This is a genomic window from Mesorhizobium sp. M1050 (assembly GCF_040318715.1).
In the GTDB taxonomy this organism is placed as follows: Bacteria; Pseudomonadota; Alphaproteobacteria; order Rhizobiales; family Rhizobiaceae; genus Mesorhizobium.
In genome coordinates this window covers 38656-54003 of record NZ_JAMYMV010000002.1, presented here as the reverse complement: position 1 = coordinate 54003, position 15348 = coordinate 38656, and the positions used below count along the sequence as shown (strand labels likewise).

Sequence of the window (15348 nt, the reverse complement as noted above, 5' to 3'; positions counted from 1 at the left end):
ATTGTTCGGATTGCTGATTGTCTGAAGGAGGATGCCGGATTTCAATTGGACGCAGGTATCCAGGGTGCTTTTGCCGCGTCGCTGTCCTTGAAGGCCGGGAACTTCGCCTGCAGGTCCTCGATCGTCTTGATGTTGTTGTCGACGAGATCCTTCCTGGTGACGAGCGTCGGCTGGATCAGCACGGAATGGCCGGGATTCTGTCCGGCGATCAACTGGGCAAGTGCACGCACCGAAGCCTCGCCGACCACGGCCGGATTGGTTGCCGCCGTCGCCACCCAAGGGCTGTTCGGTTCGAGAATGGCCTGGATGTCCGAGGTCGAGATGTCGACGCCATAGATCTTCACCTTATCGGCGACGCCAAGCTCGTCGATGGCGAGCTTCACGCCACGAGCGAATTCGTCCCATGGAGCGAAGACAACCGAAAGCGTCGGGTTGGCGGTGAGCACAGCCTTGGTCTGGTCCGCGACCGAAGCGGCGACGGTGTCGTTGACCACGCCCCAGGTGGCGACTTCCTTGATGCCTAGGTACTTTTTGCCGAAATCCTTCCAGACCGCATAGCGGCGATCGAGCGGCGCGAAGCCGGCGACATAGAGGACGCCGCCATCGAATTTCTGGCCCTGGTCCTTGACCGCCTGGTCGAGCACGAGGCGCGCCATATCGGCGTCGGACTGTTCGACCTGCGGGATCTTTGGATTGTCGAGATTGGTGTCGTAGGCCACCACCGGAATGCCGGCGTCAAGCGCCGCCTGTGCGACGTCCTTGATTGCTTCGGGCTGGCCGTTGTTGATGATGATGCCTTGCACGCCGAGATTGATCGCCTGCTGGATCAACTGTCGCTCGGTGTTGATGTCGTTGCGCGCCTGCGAGATGTTGGCCTCGATGCCAAGCGCGTCGGCCTGTCGCTTCACGCCGGCCTCGAATGCCTGGAGCCAGTCGCCGGAGCCGAGGAAGCTGACGACGGCAATCTTGACGCCGCCCTTGTCGAAGGGAGCTGGTGCGCCGGATATGCCCTGCGCCGAAGCGGCGGTGACGAGACTGGCGATGCCAGCGACGGCCAGGGAAAGAAGATGCTTGATCATGTGGGGACCCCTTTGGAATTGGCGGCATTCTAGGGAGGGGGATCATCGCTTCCGAGAACGCTCGTTGCGAGTTTTTCGCATCCCGGAGCATTTCCGCTTCGCTTCCTTTCGGTCTTTTAGCAAATGAAGGCGACCTGGTGCGGGGCGTTCGCTGTCCGGGAAACAGAATTGTTCCAACGCGAGCATCCTTGCTCTAAAGGACGCGCAGGAATCCTGGATCAGATGCGCATGAGCGAACCGGCAGACCCTTCGGAAACACAACAGGTGGACGACGAGCCGCCACGGCGGCGTGAGCCGGTGTTCAACCTGCCCCCGGTGGTGCTGGCGGTGATCGGCATTTGCGTCGCCGTCTATCTGCTGCAGCAATATGTGCTGAACGAAGCACAGCAGATGTTATTGCTGTACGACGGGGCTTTCATCCCGGTTCTCTACACCGGACAATATGGCTTCGACTGGTTCCTGTTTTCCCGGCCGTTCACCTATGCCTTCATGCATGGCGGCTTTGCCCATATTGCCATCAACATGGTCTGGCTTGCAGCCTTTGGCTCGCCATTGGCAAATCGTTTGGGCACGCTCTGGTTCGCGCTGTTCTTTGCCGTAACCGGGCTGGCTTCGGTCGCGCTTTTCTGGGCGATGCATCCTTATGGAGAAGCGCCGCTGGTCGGTGCCTCGGGAGCCATATCAGGCATGATGGGAGCTGCGGCGCGTTTCGGTTTTCGTACCGATCGCTCGGCCGGCAAGGCTGCCTTCGCCGGCCCGGTGCTGCCGATCGCATTGGTATTGCGCTTGCGCGGCGTCGTGATCTTCCTCGCCGTGTGGATGATCATCAATCTTGCCACCGGTCTTCTCGGTTTTGCCCCGGGAGTAGAGGGCCAGATCGCGTGGGAAGCCCATATTGGCGGCTTCGTCGCCGGCTTCTTCGGCCTGCGCTGGTTCGACAGGCGGTGGCCGGCACCGGAATGGGAGAACACCGACCACCGCACTTGAAATGCAACCGATCACGGCGCACGATATTCACTCTTATGTGAAAGCCGGTCAGGCTGGAACCGGCGGGCAAAAAGCAGAGGAGGAAGCCATGACGGTGAAGGCAATTCTCGAGAAAAAAGGCCATGACGTGTTGACGCTCGGGCCGAACGAAAAGCTGAGCGAAGCCATTCGCATCCTGTCCGAACACAGGATCGGCGCGCTGGTCATCACCAATGGTGACCACAAGATCGTCGGCATTCTTTCCGAGCGCGACATTGTGAGGGTTCTGGCCAAGGAAGGCGGTGCCGCGCTCGATATAGCGGTGCGTTCGGCGATGACGCCCAAGGTGAAGATCTGCAACGAAAACCACACCGTCAACGAGGTGATGGAAATCATGACCCGAGGCCGTTTCCGCCATCTGCCGGTGGAAAAGGACGGCATGCTCGATGGCATCGTGTCCATCGGCGACGTGGTCAAGCGGCGCATCGAGGATGTCGAGCGCGAGGCCGAAGAGATCAGGGCCTATATCGCCACCGCCTGAGCGGTGGAGGGAACCGCCGGCCGGAGCACCGACCGGCGGAGCCGTGTCTACCTGTTGTCGAGTTCGGAACGGACGAGTTCCAGCCCACGCCGGGTGATGCGGTAGGGTCCACCGCCCGACGAGGAAACGGCCTTCTTCCGCTTCAGCTTTCGAAACATGTCGAGATCGACGCCCGGATAATGCCAGCCGTCACGGGTCAGGCATTTGACGGAGGCGATCCGCTTTTTCTCGTTCTTTTCGATTTCAATGCGTCCGCCCTGCGCGAGCAGATGCAGGATGCGCTGTTCAATGCGCGAAATATCCATGGGAGAGTTTCCGGGAAAACAGAAAATGCCGCCGCCGCGAAACTTCACGGCACGGGGTTTCAGGTTTTCTGCCCTGCCTCGCTAGGAGGTCAGGGCCTTACCGGGACTGAGCGTAAGTGGACATCCACTCTCCATTGGGATGGGCGTCCTATAGGCGAAAGCGGCTGAAAAGGCCAGTCCGTGGCTTTGCGCTTGTCTCGTTGAACGGTTTGCACTAGCGAAGTTGCACACCAAAATATGCGTAAACGCATAATCCGTAGTTCCAATACGCAGGCCACAATGTCCCTCATCGACACCCGCACGCCCGACGCCAAGCGCCTTGTTTCCGGTGCCACCGGCGACTGGGAGATCATCATCGGTCTCGAGGTCCACGCGCAGGTCACCTCGGAAGCAAAGCTGTTTTCCGGCGCCTCGACCGCCTTTGGAGCGGCACCCAACGCCAATGTCAGCCTGGTCGACGCGGCGATGCCGGGCATGTTGCCCGTCATCAACGAGGAATGCGTCAAGCAGGCGATCCGCACTGGCCTTGGGCTGAAGGCGCAGATCAACCACAAGTCGGTCTTCGACCGGAAAAACTACTTTTATCCCGACCTGCCGCAGGGTTACCAAATCTCGCAGTTCAAGCAGCCGATCGTCGGCGAGGGCACGGTGATCGTCTCGGTCGGTCCCGACCGCCAGGGCGAATTCGAGGACATCGAGGTCGGCATCGAGCGGCTGCATCTGGAGCAGGATGCGGGCAAGTCGATGCACGACCAGCATCCGACCATGTCCTATGTCGACCTCAACCGGTCGGGCGTGGCACTGATGGAGATCGTCTCGAAACCGGATATGCGCTCGGCCGACGAAGCCAAGGCCTATGTCACCAAGCTGCGCACCATCGTGCGCTATCTCGGCACCTGCGACGGCAACATGGACGAAGGTTCGATGCGCGCCGACGTCAACGTCTCGGTACGCAAGCCGGGCGGTGAGTTCGGCACGCGCTGCGAGGTCAAGAACGTCAATTCGATCCGCTTCATCGGCCAGGCCATCGACTACGAGGCACGCCGGCAGATTGCCATCCTCGAGGACGGCGGCAAGATCGACCAGGAAACGCGGCTGTTCGATGCCGTCAAGGGCGAGACGCGCTCGATGCGCTCGAAGGAAGAGGCGCACGATTACCGCTATTTCCCCGATCCGGATCTTCTGCCATTGGAATTCGACCAGGCCTATGTCGATGCGCTGGCCAGGGAGTTGCCGGAGCTGCCGGACGACAAGAAGGCGCGGCTGATCTCGTCGCTCGGTCTTTCGACCTATGACGCCTCCATCCTGGTTTCGGAAAAGCCGATCGCCGACTATTTCGAGAAGGTCGCCGCCGGCCGCGACGGCAAGCTCGCCGCCAACTGGGTCATCAACGATCTGCTCGGACAATTGAACAAGGCCGGAAAAGGCATTGAAAACGCTCCGATTTCGCCTGATCAGCTGGGCGCGGTCATCGATCTCATCAAGGATGGGACCATCTCCGGCAAAATCGCCAAGGACCTGTTCGAGATCGTCTGGACCGAGGGCGGCGATCCGCGCCAGCTGGTCGAAAGCCGTGGCATGAAGCAGGTCACCGACACCGGCGCCATCGAGAAGGCGGTCGACGAGGTCATCGCTGCCAACCCCGACAAGGTCGAACAGGCGCGCGCCAAGCCGAGCATGGCGGGCTGGTTCGTTGGCCAGGTGATGAAGGCGACCGGCGGCAAGGCTAATCCACAAGCGGTCAACGATCTCGTCAAGGTCAAGCTGGGCATCGAGTAGGGCTGTGTTCGTCCGCACCGCCGGGGAACGCGACCTTGCCGCTGTGCGGACGCTGCTGGTCGAGACTTGGCATGCGACCTATGACGCCCTTTATGGCGCTGCCAAAGTGACCGAGATCACCGATGAATGGCACTCGATTGCCTCGCTTCGTTCGCGGCTGACACGGCCGAATTCGGAGTTCCTGGTGGCCGATGACGGCAAGCGCATCGGCGGCATGGCTTTCGCCGCCGCCACCGCGGATGCGAAGGTCATCCTGTTGAACCAGCTTTACGTCCATCCGGACTGCCAAAGGCGCGGCATCGGGCAATCGCTGCTCGACGAGATCGAGGACAGTTTCCCGGAAGCGCAAGTGCTGCGCGTCGAGGTCGAGGAGGCCAATAGCGGCGCCATCGCCTTTTACCGATCGAAAGGGTTCCTGCCCGTCGGCGCCGCGGCGGAATCCCGCGACAACTCAAGGCCGACGATGCTGAGTTTTGAGAAGCCGCTCGGCTAGATCGGCGTGTCCGGTCGCCAATTGTCTCGCGTTTTTGATTTGACCTGCCCCCGCAGGCGTATCAACGCTGCTTGAGCCAGCGTCCGCATCCAACGGCGCGACGGCGAGGGGGAAATTTATGCCGAGCTTGCCGGAACTGATGCCGACACAGGTGTCGGACGAGACCTTTGGTGGCGTCACCTACCATATAGCCGGCGAACTGGTGCCGGTGCTCTCGGTCGATGTGACGCGGATGCCAGTTTATTTCGAGCACCACATCCTTTTGTGGAAGAATTCCACCATCACCATCGGCCTGAAGTCGCTGAAGGGCGCGTTGAAGCGCATGATGGCCGGAATGCAGATATTCGTCACCGAGGCTTCGGGGGCGGGCATCATTGCCTTCAGTCGCGATGGTCCGGGCCACATCGTGCCGATCCATCTCCAGCGTGGCGACGAGATACAGGTGCGCGAGCACCAGTTTCTCGCCGCGACCGGCAATGTCGACTACTCTTTCGAGCGTGTGCGTGGCCTGGCGACGATGCTGTTCGGACAGAGCGGCTTTTTCATCGACCGGTTTCGCGGTGATTCCGGGGACGGCATCGTCTGGCTGCACGGCTATGGCAATGTCTTCGAAAAGACGCTCGCCGCCGGCGAGACCATCGACATCGAGCCTGGTGGCTGGCTGTTCAAGGATGTTTCGGTCACGATGGAAACCAAGATCGATCGCCTGTCGAGTGGCTTCTTCGGTGCCAATATGAACTTTGTCGTCAACCGCTTCACCGGACCGGGCCGGGTCGGCATCCAGTCGATGTATCTGCATATGCCAAGCGAAGAGTAGTTCGAGCATGGCGGCAACGATCCGGCCCTGCGTCATCCCGGCGTTTGCTGTGCCGGCTTACGACGGATATGCAGTGACATGACCAAACTGTCCCGCATTGCCGCGCTGACGCTGCTCGCCATCATCGTTTTCGCAACTTTGTCGCCGATCCAGATGCGGCCGCACTTCGCTGAGGCAAATGTCGAGCGCGCCTTGGCTTACGCACTGTTGGGCTTCGCCCTGGGGCTCGGCTTCCCCAACCGACTTTATCACGTGGTGATCTTCGTGATTGTGACCGCCGGCATGTTGGAACTGCTTCAGATCGTCGACCCCGGTCGCCACGCGGAGCTTGCCGACGCAGTCGTGAAAGCCTGTGCTGGTATTGTCGGAATCCTCGTAGGGCAATTGTTCGCCAGAGGCAGCAGACGATTAGGAGAGCGGTAGGCGCGGGCAGAAAACCGCTGCGCCGAAGCAGCAAGACTTCGTATCGAGCTATGTAGAGGGGATCTCCACATTGTCGATCAGCCTGGTCTTGCCGAGCCAGGCGGCCGCGAGCAGGCGCCCTTCGCCGTTTCGATGCCATGGCGCGAGCGTCAGGCTTTCGCGTGCCTCGACATAGTCGACCTTCTGGAAACCGGCCGCGATCAGGGCACGGCTGGCCTCTTCGGTTGCGTGGCTCTGGCCGGCGCCTGCCGCCAAGGCCGCTGCAGTGTCGCGCAATATCACGTTGAACTGGCGGGCGATCCTCAGTTCGGTCTCGTCGAGATAGGCATTGCGTGACGACATGGCGAGACCATGCGCGTCGCGGATCGTCGGTGCGCCGATGATTTCGACGGGCAAGTCGAGGTCGCGGCAGAGCTGCCTGACGACGCAAAGCTGCTGGTAGTCCTTCTCGCCGAAGATCGCACAGTCGGGCGTTGCCTGCAGCAAGAGCTTTGCCACCACGGTGGCGACGCCGTCGAAAAAGGTCGGCCGAAAGTCCGCTTCGAGCCCGGCCGAGGGGCCGCCGACCGAGATTCTCGTGGCGAAGCCGGAGGGATACATCTCGCCAACCGTCGGCGTGAAGGCAAGGTCGGCTCTCGCCATTCCGAGCCGGTCGACGTCGCGGGCGAGCTGGCGCGGGTACTTGTCGAGGTCTTCGGTCGGCGCGAACTGTGTCGGGTTGACGAAGATCGACACGACGCAGCGCTCGGCTCTCTCAAGCGCGATTCTCACCAGCGAGATGTGCCCGTCATGCAGTGCGCCCATGGTCGGCACCATGGCGACGCGAAGACCGTCGTGCCGCCAGTCGCGGATTTGCGCGCGAAGTGCGGCGACGCTGTCGACAACGAGTGGCCGGCTCATGTGTCGTCCCTGCTGTTTGTCGCCGAAAAGACATGTCCGGGGCCGGGGAATGCCCGGCTTCGCACCTCCGCCGCATAGACTTCAGCCGCATGCGAGATCACGCTGCGCAGATCGGCGTATTCCTTGACGAATTTCGGCACCCGGTCGACGGTGAGCCCGACCATGTCGTCGATGACCAGGATCTGGCCGTCGCAGTCGCCGCTGGCGCCAATGCCGATGGTGGGAATGGCGATGCGGCCGGTGATATCGGCGGCGACCGTCTCGACCGTGCCTTCGATGACGACAGAGAAGGCGCCGGCGCTTTCGACGGCAAGCGCATCGCGAAGCAAAGCCGCAACAGCCTCCTCGGTGCGGCCCTTGATCTTGTAGCCGCCGTCCTTTTCGACGGATTGTGGCTGCAGGCCGATATGTCCCATGACCGGAATGCCGGCGGCGACGATGGCCGCGATCTGCCCGAACATGTCGACGCCACCTTCGAGTTTCACCGCTTGGCAGCCGGTCTCGTCAATAACGCGTCGCGCCGAAGCGACGGCTTGCACCGTAGAATCCTCATAGCTGCCAGCCGGCAGGTCGACGACGACGCAGGCCTTGACCGAACCGCGCATGACCGCTTGCCCATGCGCGATCATCATCTCGAGCGAGGCTCCCAGCGTCGTCTTGTGCCCGTACAGCACCATGGCGACGCTGTCGCCAACCAGAAGCAGATCGACATGGTCGTCGAGCAGACGGGCGATGGGGTAGGTGTAGGCGGTCAGGCAGACGATCGGCGTGCCACTCTTGCGGCGGCGAATCAGCTCGGTGCTGATGCGGATGTCGGTGGTCGGCAATTCCGTGGCCAATCTTCACCTCCTTTGGCCTGCTGCCGGCTTGGATACCCGCAAGGCGCGCGCAGAGCTTTAGAAAGACCGCAACGGCTTGGCAAGCGCGCATCCCGCGACGGAGGAGATCACCGGCTTGTGTCGCGTTTGGCAAGCCAATTGGGCGTTCCCCGTGGCAAAAGCCTTGCCTTCGCCAAGGGCTGACGCCATAAGCAGGAAACGGCCTGCCGGCGCGAGGGTTCTAAAGATGAAGACTTTCCTGACGCAGTTTTTCACCTGGTGGAACAGCCAGACGCTGGGAACGCGCCTGCACACCTGGCGGCATGGCAAGAAGGTCGGCCAGGATGAAGCAGGCAATGTCTATTACGAAGGCGGTATCGATTCGGAAGGCCGCACGCGCCGCTGGGTCATCTACCGCAACTATTCGGAGGCCTCAGCCATACCGCCCGGCTGGCACGGCTGGATCCATCACCGCGTCGATGTCGCGCCGGCAAGCGAAGACTACAAGCCGCGCGACTGGCAGAAGCCTCATCAGCCCAACCTGACCGGCAGCCCGGCTGCCTATCGCCCGAAGGGCTCGGTGCTGACCAATCAGCATCGCCCGCAGGTTACTGGCGACTACGACGCCTGGACACCTGGATCGTAGCTATAGGGTGCAGGACGGTCCTTTATCGCCACAATTGGTGTTTAGCTGGTTGCTGATCAGAAAACGGCGACTAGCCTTGGCGATCGATAGTGTCGCCCGGGCGCGAACCACCGGTACCATTGCATGAGCTTTTTCAACCTGACATCGATGGGCGGTATGATACTAGCCGCCGGTCTTGGCGTTGGCACGGTGGCGTTTGCCGCCTCGCCTGAACCCGCTGCACCGGCGCCGGCACCGCCCGCGGCATCGGAGCGGGTCACCAATCCCGTCGCCGAGTTCGCCGGCATCGACAAGATCACCGGCCGCATCATCACCTTCGATGTCTATATCGATGAGACAGTGCAATTCGGTGCCTTGCAGGTGACGCCACGCGTTTGCTATTCGCGGCCGCAGAACGAAGAGCCGAGGACAGATTCCTTCGTCGAGGTCGACGAGATCACGCTCGACCGCAAGATCCGCCGCATCTTCACCGGTTGGATGTTTGCCGAAAGCCCCGGCCTCAACGCCGTCGAGCATGCCGTCTACGACGTCTGGCTGAAGGAATGCAAACAGAAGTCGGATGTCCCGGCGCCGGACGGCGCCAAGGCTGACGCCACCAAAGCCGACGCTTCGAAGCCCGCCGCAGCCAAGCCGAAACCTGCGGCAACCCCGGACGCGACAGAGCAGGACCTGACAGCGCCGGATGTGACAGAACCGGATGTGACTGAGCCGGACACTTCGGATCCCGATTCGACCGACGCCAACTGATCCTCCGGAACCGTCCCGATCACCAAGCGTTGGGCCACGGAAGACTGCGCATCTATGCGTAAGGAGGATCTTCCGATGTCAGCCAGCAAGCGCATCACGGCCAGCAAGGCAGAATTGCTTGAACTCGAAAAGGGGTTCTGGACAGGCGACGCGGCCTATTATGCCGCCAATGCCGACACCGAATGCCTTGTAGCATTTCCGCAGATGGCAAAGGCGATGGATAATGCCGATCTCGCCAAGACCGCAACCAAACCCAATCGCTGGCGCGATCTGAACATCGACCTCAAGGGAATTATCGAGCCGGGCAGCGACATCGTCATGCTGACTTACGAGGCGCATGCGACACGTGAGAACGGCGAGCCTTACGCGGCGCTGGTCAGCACTGGCTACGTCCATCGCGCCAATGGCTGGAAGATGATGTTCCATGCGCAGACGCCGATAGAAGTCGGGGCTAATCGTCAGGGGTAGAATACGGCCTCGCCCTTGAGCGCATCGGCCAGCATCTTCTCGTATTTGCCGCGCGGCACGTCGACCGCGCCGAAGCGCTTGAGGTGCTCGGTGGTGAACTGCGTATCAAGTAGCGCGAAGCCCCGCGCCTTCAGGCGCTCGACGAGAAAATAAAGGCAGATCTTGGAAGCGTCGGTCTCCCTGGCGAACATGCTCTCGCCAAAGAACACCCGGCCGAGCGACACACCATAGAGGCCACCGACCAGCCGGTCGTCGCGCCACGCCTCGACCGAATGACAATGCCCTATCCGATGCAGTTCGACATAGGCTTCGCGGATCGGCGCATTGATCCAGGTCGACCGGCGCTCGGCGCGCTTCTCGGCGCAACCGTCGATCGTCGCTTCGAAGTCGAAATCGAAACGGATGTCGAAAGGGCTCTTCTTGATCGCTTTCCTAAGGCTTTTCGGTGTGTGGAAATGGTCGAGCGGTATGATGCCACGCGTCTCCGGCCGTACCCAGAACACTTCCGGGTCGCCGGCACTTTCGGCCATCGGGAACACGCCCGACGCATAGGCCTTGAGCAGAAGGTCGGTGGGAATGCGATAGCCGGGCGCGTAGGGACGGGTCATCGCGTCTCCGCGTTACTCTTCCTCGGCCAGATATTTTTCCAGCCAATGGATATCATACTCGCCATTGGCGATGTCGGCATTGCCGACGAGATCGCGAAACAGCGGCAACGTCGTCTTGATACCGTCGACGACGAATTCGTCCAACGCGCGGCGCAGGCGCATCATGCACTCGACGCGGTTGCGCCCATGCACGATCAGCTTGCCGATCAGGCTATCGTAATAGGGCGGGATCTTATAGCCCGAATAGACGCCGGAATCGACGCGTATGCCCAGGCCGCCCGGTGTGTGGAAGTGCGTGATCGTGCCGGGAGACGGCGTGAAGGTACGCGGGTCCTCGGCATTGATGCGGCATTCGATGGCATGGCCGTTGAACTTGATGTCCTCCTGCCTCACCGAGAGGCCGCCGCCGGACGCAACGCGGATCTGTTCGTGCACGAGGTCGATACCGGTGATCGCTTCCGTCACCGGATGTTCGACCTGCAGGCGCGTGTTCATCTCGATGAAATAGAACTCGCCATCCTCATAGAGGAATTCGATCGTGCCGGCGCCGGAATAGCCGAGATCGGCGATGGCTTTGGCACAGATACCGCCAATTCGAGCCCGTTCTTCGGCGTTGAGGGCCGGTGAAGGAGCCTCCTCCCAGACCTTCTGGTGGCGACGCTGCAGCGAGCAGTCGCGCTCGCCGAAATGCACGCCGCGGCCAAAGCCGTCACCAAACACCTGCACCTCGATATGGCGTGGTTTTTCCAGGTACTTTTCGATGTAGACGGCATCGTCGCCGAAGGCCGCTCCAGCTTCGCTGCTCGCTGTCTGCAAGGCGATCTCAAGTTCAGCCTCGGTAAGGGCGACCTTCATTCCGCGCCCGCCACCGCCTGCGGATGCCTTGATGATCACGGGGTAGCCGATCTCGGCAGCAATGCGCCTGGCTTCCTTTTGATCGGTGACCGCGCCGTCCGAACCGGGCACCACCGGAATGCCGAGGCGTTTTGCAGTTCGCTTGGCCTCGATCTTGTCGCCCATGATGCGAATGTGGTCGCCGGTAGGGCCGATGAATGTGATGTTGTGCGCAGCCAGGATGTCCGCGAATTTGGCATTCTCGGACAGGAAGCCGTAGCCCGGATGCACTGCGTCGGCGCCGGTGATCTCGCAAGCCGCGACGATCTGATGGATGTTGAGATAGCTGTCGCGCGATGGCGGTGGGCCAATGCAGACGCTCTCGTCGGCGAGCCGCACATGCATGGCGTCGGCATCGGCAGTCGAATGAACTACCACCGTCTGAATGCCGAGTTCCTTGCAGGCACGCAGGACCCGAAGGGCGATTTCGCCGCGATTGGCGATGAGGATCTTCTGGAACATCAGGTCCGCTCTACTCGATCACGACGAGCGGCATACCGTATTCGACCGGCGTCGCATCCTCGAAAAGGATCGCCGTCACCGTGCCGGCGCGCGGCGAGGGGATCTGGTTCATCGTCTTCATCGCCTCGATGATCAGCAGCGTCTGGCCTTCCTTGACTTTCTGGCCGACTTCGATGAACGCCTTGGCGTCGGGCGACGGTGCCAGATAGGCAGTGCCGACCATGGGCGAGGTGACCGCGTTCTTCGACACGTCGGCCACCGCCGGGGCGGCGGCCATAGCGGCTGGCTGAGCTGTTGCCGGCGCATAGGCCGGCTGCGGTGCTGCGATCGCGTGAACGGCGGGCGCCTGGCGTGAGACGCGCACCTTCAGGTCGCCCAGCTCGACCTCGATCTCCGTGAGATTGGTGTCGTTCAGTATGCCCGCCAGATCGCGGATCAGCTGCTGGTCAACACCGTTCTTCTTTATCGACATTTTCGAGCCTTCTGTTTGTTGGCCGGTCATAGGCGTGCGGCCAGCGCCTGCAGCGCCAGCGTATAGCCGAGCGGCCCAAAGCCACAGATCATGCCGACGGCAACCGGCGCGACCATGGAGACGTGGCGGAATGGTTCCCGCGCATGGATGTTGGAAAGATGGACTTCTGCCACCGGCAACGGCGCGATAGCGCGGATGGCGTCGTGGATGGCGATCGAGGTATGGCTGTAAGCGCCAGGATTGATGACGATTCCGACAGCCTTGTCGCCGGCTTCCTGAATCCAGTCGACAAGGTCGCCCTCGTGATTCGACTGGCGGAAATCGATTTCGAGTCCAAGTGCCGTGCCGGCCTGTTTGCAGTCTTCGGCGATGGCGGCAAGCGTCTTGCCGCCATAGATGCCAGGCTCGCGCTTGCCGAGCGCGTTGAGATTGGGACCGTTCAAGACGAAAACCGTTTTCAAAAAAGCCGACCTTTTCCGGCGCTGACATCAAGTCGACGCGCTGGGCCCTCTATAATGGGCATACCCGCCCGCGGAAAGAGCGCAAGTGCGTTCTTTCACTGTCCACAACAGGCGGAAATGTGCCCGTGAGAAATAGGTTGGTAGCAAGATCAGAGGGCGGCTTTCGCCGCCTCGATCTTTTCGGCCAGCACTTCCTGCCCAAGCGCCCCGAATACCACCTCGTTGCCGACGACATAGGACGGCGTTCCGGTGATCGCCAGTTTGCTGGCAAGATCGTAGGTCTTGGAGAAGGCCTCGGTGATTCTCGGGTCCTTCATTTTCTCGCGCAGCGTTGCTTCGTCGGCACCGAGCGACAGCGCGACCTTGATGGCCGCCGCCTCGGTGGCACGTCCCTGGCCGCCGAGCAGCGCATTGTGGAACTCGCCGTATTTTTCCGGGTGCATCAGGTGAAAGGCCATCGAGACGACGCTCGCCTTCTGCGAATCCGGTCCGAGGATCGGGAATTCCTTGAGCACGAAGCGCAGGTCCGGATCGGACTTGGTCAGCGCCCTCATGTCTTCGATGGCGCGTCTGCAGAAGCCGCAATTGTAATCGTAGAACTCGACGATGGTGACCTTGCCGTTCGGATTGCCGACGACGCCATCGAAAGCGGAGTTGAATATCTGGTCCTTGGCGTTCTTGATCACGCCGAGATGAGCGATGCGCTGCTCTTCCTTCTGCTTGGCCTCGAGTGCGTCCTGGACCTCCAGAAGGACTTCCGGGTTCTTGAGCAGATAGTCGCGGATGATGCCTTCCACCTCGCTGCGGTCGATCTTGGTGTCGGCCGCTACCGTCTCGACGGGCTGCGTCGTACCGGCCTTGGCAATCTGCGGGCTTCCGGCCACGAATCCGAAAGCCAGCATGGCCAACGCGACCGCAACCCCCGTGGTGCCCAACAGCAGTGCCTTTTTCATCGTTCCGTTCCTTCTACCTGTTTCCCGGCCTGGCTGTGTCGCAGCTCGTGGCCGGAAGGTTCACTTGATCTTGGTTGATGGCTTGTAGTTTATGATATCCTGGGCGCGAAGCCAGCGCGGCTCGCCGCGCTTCATCTCTTGCTGCGCCCGCATGGCGAAAATCTTCGCATCCTTGTAGTTGCCGGAATAGAAGTGACCTTCGGCGGTGGCGAGTTCGGCGCCCGGAATATCACCCAGCTCGCCATAGGCTTGCGCCAGATAACGATAGCCGGCCGAATTTTCCTTGTCGCGCTCGAGGCCATTGTTGATCTGCACCACGGCTTTTTTCAGCGAGTCGGGCGTGCCGACGGCCATCAGCGCCTGGCCAAGGGAGACAGGCAGCAATCCGGACCGCGCCGGATCGAGGCTGACCGCCTTCGCGTAGGCCCCGGCCGCATCCTTGGGCTTGTTCGCCTTCATCAGGATATCGCCGCGCAGCTCCTGGAAATAGGCGTTCTTCGGCTGCGCCTTGATCAATGCATTGGTCTTGGCGAGGGCGGCAGCAATGTTGCCGAACAGGTAGGTCGACTGAGCGTCGCCATACTGTGCGGCCAGTGTTCCCTGCATCTTTCGCATCAGCCGCGACGCAGCCGCCTGGCCATCCATGTAGACGGCGATCTTCACCCGCATCATGTCATGACGCTGCTGCAGGGCGGGAGGGTCCAGCCTATCGACATTGGGGCTCTGTTTCACCAGCACGTCCAGATTGGAGATGCGGTCCTGCGGCATCGGATGGCTGATCCGGTAGGGATCGACCTGCGCACCCGAAAGCGACAGCGCCGTCTGGAAGCGGCGGAAGGTCTTCAGCATGCCCATGCCGGACTGGCCGGTGGCGTTGAGATAAGTGATCGCCGAGCGATCGGCCGTCATCTCCTCGGTGCGCTGATAGGCGAGGATGCTGCGCTGTGCCATCTCGCCGCCGCCGGCCGCCACGCCCACGCCGGCGCCGGCAAGGCCGCGGCTGTTGGTGGTAGCACCGGCGACCATGGCGCCGGCGCCAAGCAACGTCGCGATGATGGCCATTGTCTTGGCGCGTTCGAGCTGGTCGCGCAGTTTCTGCTGGTGACCGCCGGCGATATGGCCGGCTTCGTGGGCAATGACGCCGATGATCTCGTTGGGCGTCTCGGCCGTCATCAGCGCACCGGTGTTGATGAACAGCCGGCGCCCGGTGACGAAGGCGTTGAAGCTCTGGTCGTTGACCAGCACGATGTCGATGCCGTCATTTGCCAGACCCGCCGCCCTGAAGATCGGCCGCGCGTAGTCGCGCACCAGCGCTTCGATCTCGGCGTCGCGTACGACCGGCACGTTCTGGGCGAAGGCACTGACCGAACTTGCCGCTGCGACCGCAACGCCAAGCGAAAGCGTCGCGAAGACGCGCGCTGTCCGGGCAATCGTCGATCTGGGTCGGCTCAACATGATGGCTCCACTGGTAGATGAGCGGGCGAAAGATGAAAAGTCGGCGCCGGAAACTTCCTCA

General features: G+C 61.5%; 19 protein-coding genes. 9 read left to right on the top strand and 10 right to left on the bottom strand.

What is annotated here, in order from left to right; genetic code table 11:
* Positions 1-41: 41 nt before the first annotated feature.
* Positions 42-1079, bottom strand: a complete 1038-nt coding sequence (locus NKH57_RS01500; protein ID WP_023759405.1) for a substrate-binding domain-containing protein — start codon at positions 1077-1079, stop codon at positions 42-44.
* A gap of 228 nt (positions 1080-1307) precedes the next feature.
* Between NKH57_RS01500 and NKH57_RS01495 the strand changes: the two genes are divergently transcribed.
* Positions 1308-2066: a rhomboid family intramembrane serine protease gene (locus NKH57_RS01495; RefSeq protein ID WP_352941097.1), complete on the top strand. Its 759-nt coding sequence runs from the start codon at positions 1308-1310 to the stop codon at positions 2064-2066.
* Between the two features lie 88 nt (positions 2067-2154).
* On the top strand, positions 2155-2586 hold the full coding sequence (locus NKH57_RS01490; RefSeq protein ID WP_023759403.1) for a CBS domain-containing protein: 432 nt from the start codon (positions 2155-2157) through the stop codon (positions 2584-2586).
* Between the two features lie 47 nt (positions 2587-2633).
* On the opposite strand, the gene NKH57_RS01485 is transcribed toward NKH57_RS01490, so the two are convergent.
* Positions 2634-2891, bottom strand: coding sequence for a YjhX family toxin (locus NKH57_RS01485; RefSeq protein WP_023759402.1), 258 nt, complete (start codon positions 2889-2891; stop codon positions 2634-2636).
* Between the two features lie 279 nt (positions 2892-3170).
* On the opposite strand from NKH57_RS01485, the gene gatB reads away from it, so the two are divergent.
* From gatB to NKH57_RS01465, 4 genes are all read left to right on the top strand, one after another.
* A complete protein-coding gene (gatB, locus tag NKH57_RS01480) occupies positions 3171-4670 on the top strand; it encodes an Asp-tRNA(Asn)/Glu-tRNA(Gln) amidotransferase subunit GatB (protein ID WP_352726690.1) in 1500 nt (499 codons plus the stop codon).
* Between the two features lie 4 nt (positions 4671-4674).
* Entirely contained in the window at positions 4675-5163 is a 489-nt protein-coding gene (locus tag NKH57_RS01475; RefSeq protein WP_352941094.1) for a GNAT family N-acetyltransferase, read from the top strand.
* 118 nt (positions 5164-5281) lie between these two features.
* Complete coding sequence (locus NKH57_RS01470) at positions 5282-5980, top strand: AIM24 family protein (RefSeq protein ID WP_352941092.1); 699 nt, start codon at positions 5282-5284, stop codon at positions 5978-5980.
* Positions 5981-6058: 78 nt separating this feature from the next.
* Entirely contained in the window at positions 6059-6403 is a 345-nt protein-coding gene (locus NKH57_RS01465) for a VanZ family protein (protein ID WP_023759398.1), read from the top strand.
* Positions 6404-6451: 48 nt separating this feature from the next.
* Here the strand turns inward: NKH57_RS01465 and panC are convergent, their stop codons facing one another.
* Positions 6452-7303 carry a pantoate--beta-alanine ligase gene (panC, locus tag NKH57_RS01460; RefSeq protein ID WP_352941090.1) on the bottom strand — a complete coding sequence of 284 codons (852 nt, stop codon included), beginning with the start codon at positions 7301-7303 and terminating at the stop codon, positions 6452-6454.
* The gene (gene panB, locus NKH57_RS01455; RefSeq protein ID WP_502907257.1) at positions 7300-8142 is read right to left on the bottom strand and encodes a 3-methyl-2-oxobutanoate hydroxymethyltransferase; all 843 of its coding nucleotides are present in this window, start codon (positions 8140-8142) and stop codon (positions 7300-7302) included. Before panB ends, panC begins: the two co-directional genes overlap by 4 nt.
* A 226-nt stretch (positions 8143-8368) precedes the next feature.
* On the opposite strand from panB, the gene NKH57_RS01450 reads away from it, so the two are divergent.
* The 3 genes from NKH57_RS01450 (at position 8369) to NKH57_RS01440 (ending at position 9982) form a co-directional block, all read left to right on the top strand.
* Positions 8369-8767, top strand: coding sequence for an NADH:ubiquinone oxidoreductase subunit NDUFA12 (locus NKH57_RS01450; RefSeq protein WP_023759395.1), 399 nt, complete (start codon positions 8369-8371; stop codon positions 8765-8767).
* A gap of 123 nt (positions 8768-8890) precedes the next feature.
* Positions 8891-9514 carry a DUF2155 domain-containing protein gene (locus NKH57_RS01445; RefSeq protein ID WP_352602512.1) on the top strand — a complete coding sequence of 208 codons (624 nt, stop codon included), beginning with the start codon at positions 8891-8893 and terminating at the stop codon, positions 9512-9514.
* A gap of 75 nt (positions 9515-9589) precedes the next feature.
* Positions 9590-9982, top strand: coding sequence for a hypothetical protein (locus NKH57_RS01440; protein ID WP_352602510.1), 393 nt, complete (start codon positions 9590-9592; stop codon positions 9980-9982).
* Here NKH57_RS01440 and aat read toward each other — a convergent pair.
* The 6 genes from aat to NKH57_RS01410 form a co-directional block, all read right to left on the bottom strand.
* On the bottom strand, positions 9973-10590 hold the full coding sequence (gene aat, locus NKH57_RS01435) for a leucyl/phenylalanyl-tRNA--protein transferase (RefSeq protein ID WP_352941086.1): 618 nt from the start codon (positions 10588-10590) through the stop codon (positions 9973-9975). The two genes, NKH57_RS01440 and aat, sit on opposite strands and share 10 nt — an antisense overlap.
* A 12-nt stretch (positions 10591-10602) precedes the next feature.
* Positions 10603-11946: an acetyl-CoA carboxylase biotin carboxylase subunit gene (gene accC, locus NKH57_RS01430; RefSeq protein WP_023759391.1), complete on the bottom strand. Its 1344-nt coding sequence runs from the start codon at positions 11944-11946 to the stop codon at positions 10603-10605.
* A 10-nt stretch (positions 11947-11956) separates the two neighbouring features.
* Positions 11957-12418 carry an acetyl-CoA carboxylase biotin carboxyl carrier protein gene (accB, locus tag NKH57_RS01425; protein ID WP_023759390.1) on the bottom strand — a complete coding sequence of 154 codons (462 nt, stop codon included), beginning with the start codon at positions 12416-12418 and terminating at the stop codon, positions 11957-11959.
* Between the two features lie 26 nt (positions 12419-12444).
* A complete protein-coding gene (gene aroQ, locus NKH57_RS01420) occupies positions 12445-12879 on the bottom strand; it encodes a type II 3-dehydroquinate dehydratase (RefSeq protein ID WP_023759389.1) in 435 nt (144 codons plus the stop codon).
* A 149-nt stretch (positions 12880-13028) separates the two neighbouring features.
* Positions 13029-13832: a DsbA family protein gene (locus tag NKH57_RS01415; RefSeq protein WP_352602508.1), complete on the bottom strand. Its 804-nt coding sequence runs from the start codon at positions 13830-13832 to the stop codon at positions 13029-13031.
* 60 nt (positions 13833-13892) lie between these two features.
* The gene (locus NKH57_RS01410; protein WP_352941082.1) at positions 13893-15287 is read right to left on the bottom strand and encodes a M48 family metalloprotease; all 1395 of its coding nucleotides are present in this window, start codon (positions 15285-15287) and stop codon (positions 13893-13895) included.
* Between the last annotated feature and the right edge of the window lie 61 nt (positions 15288-15348).

What these genes read in the sequence shown, in the direction of transcription:
- NKH57_RS01500 (WP_023759405.1), bottom strand. Translation starts at nt 1,079, where the DNA reads ATGATCAAGCATCTTCTTTCCCTGGCCGTCGCTGGCATCGCCAGTCTC.
- NKH57_RS01495 (WP_352941097.1), top strand. Translation starts at nt 1,308, where the DNA reads ATGAGCGAACCGGCAGACCCTTCGGAAACACAACAGGTGGACGACGAG.
- NKH57_RS01490 (WP_023759403.1), top strand. Translation starts at nt 2,155, where the DNA reads ATGACGGTGAAGGCAATTCTCGAGAAAAAAGGCCATGACGTGTTGACG.
- NKH57_RS01485 (WP_023759402.1), bottom strand. Translation starts at nt 2,891, where the DNA reads ATGGATATTTCGCGCATTGAACAGCGCATCCTGCATCTGCTCGCGCAG.
- gatB (WP_352726690.1), top strand. Translation starts at nt 3,171, where the DNA reads ATGTCCCTCATCGACACCCGCACGCCCGACGCCAAGCGCCTTGTTTCC.
- NKH57_RS01470 (WP_352941092.1), top strand. Translation starts at nt 5,282, where the DNA reads ATGCCGAGCTTGCCGGAACTGATGCCGACACAGGTGTCGGACGAGACC.
- NKH57_RS01465 (WP_023759398.1), top strand. Translation starts at nt 6,059, where the DNA reads ATGACCAAACTGTCCCGCATTGCCGCGCTGACGCTGCTCGCCATCATC.
- panC (WP_352941090.1), bottom strand. Translation starts at nt 7,303, where the DNA reads ATGAGCCGGCCACTCGTTGTCGACAGCGTCGCCGCACTTCGCGCGCAA.
- NKH57_RS01450 (WP_023759395.1), top strand. Translation starts at nt 8,369, where the DNA reads ATGAAGACTTTCCTGACGCAGTTTTTCACCTGGTGGAACAGCCAGACG.
- NKH57_RS01445 (WP_352602512.1), top strand. Translation starts at nt 8,891, where the DNA reads ATGAGCTTTTTCAACCTGACATCGATGGGCGGTATGATACTAGCCGCC.
- NKH57_RS01440 (WP_352602510.1), top strand. Translation starts at nt 9,590, where the DNA reads ATGTCAGCCAGCAAGCGCATCACGGCCAGCAAGGCAGAATTGCTTGAA.
- aat (WP_352941086.1), bottom strand. Translation starts at nt 10,590, where the DNA reads ATGACCCGTCCCTACGCGCCCGGCTATCGCATTCCCACCGACCTTCTG.
- accC (WP_023759391.1), bottom strand. Translation starts at nt 11,946, where the DNA reads ATGTTCCAGAAGATCCTCATCGCCAATCGCGGCGAAATCGCCCTTCGG.
- accB (WP_023759390.1), bottom strand. Translation starts at nt 12,418, where the DNA reads ATGTCGATAAAGAAGAACGGTGTTGACCAGCAGCTGATCCGCGATCTG.
- NKH57_RS01415 (WP_352602508.1), bottom strand. Translation starts at nt 13,832, where the DNA reads ATGAAAAAGGCACTGCTGTTGGGCACCACGGGGGTTGCGGTCGCGTTG.
- NKH57_RS01410 (WP_352941082.1), bottom strand. Translation starts at nt 15,287, where the DNA reads ATGTTGAGCCGACCCAGATCGACGATTGCCCGGACAGCGCGCGTCTTC.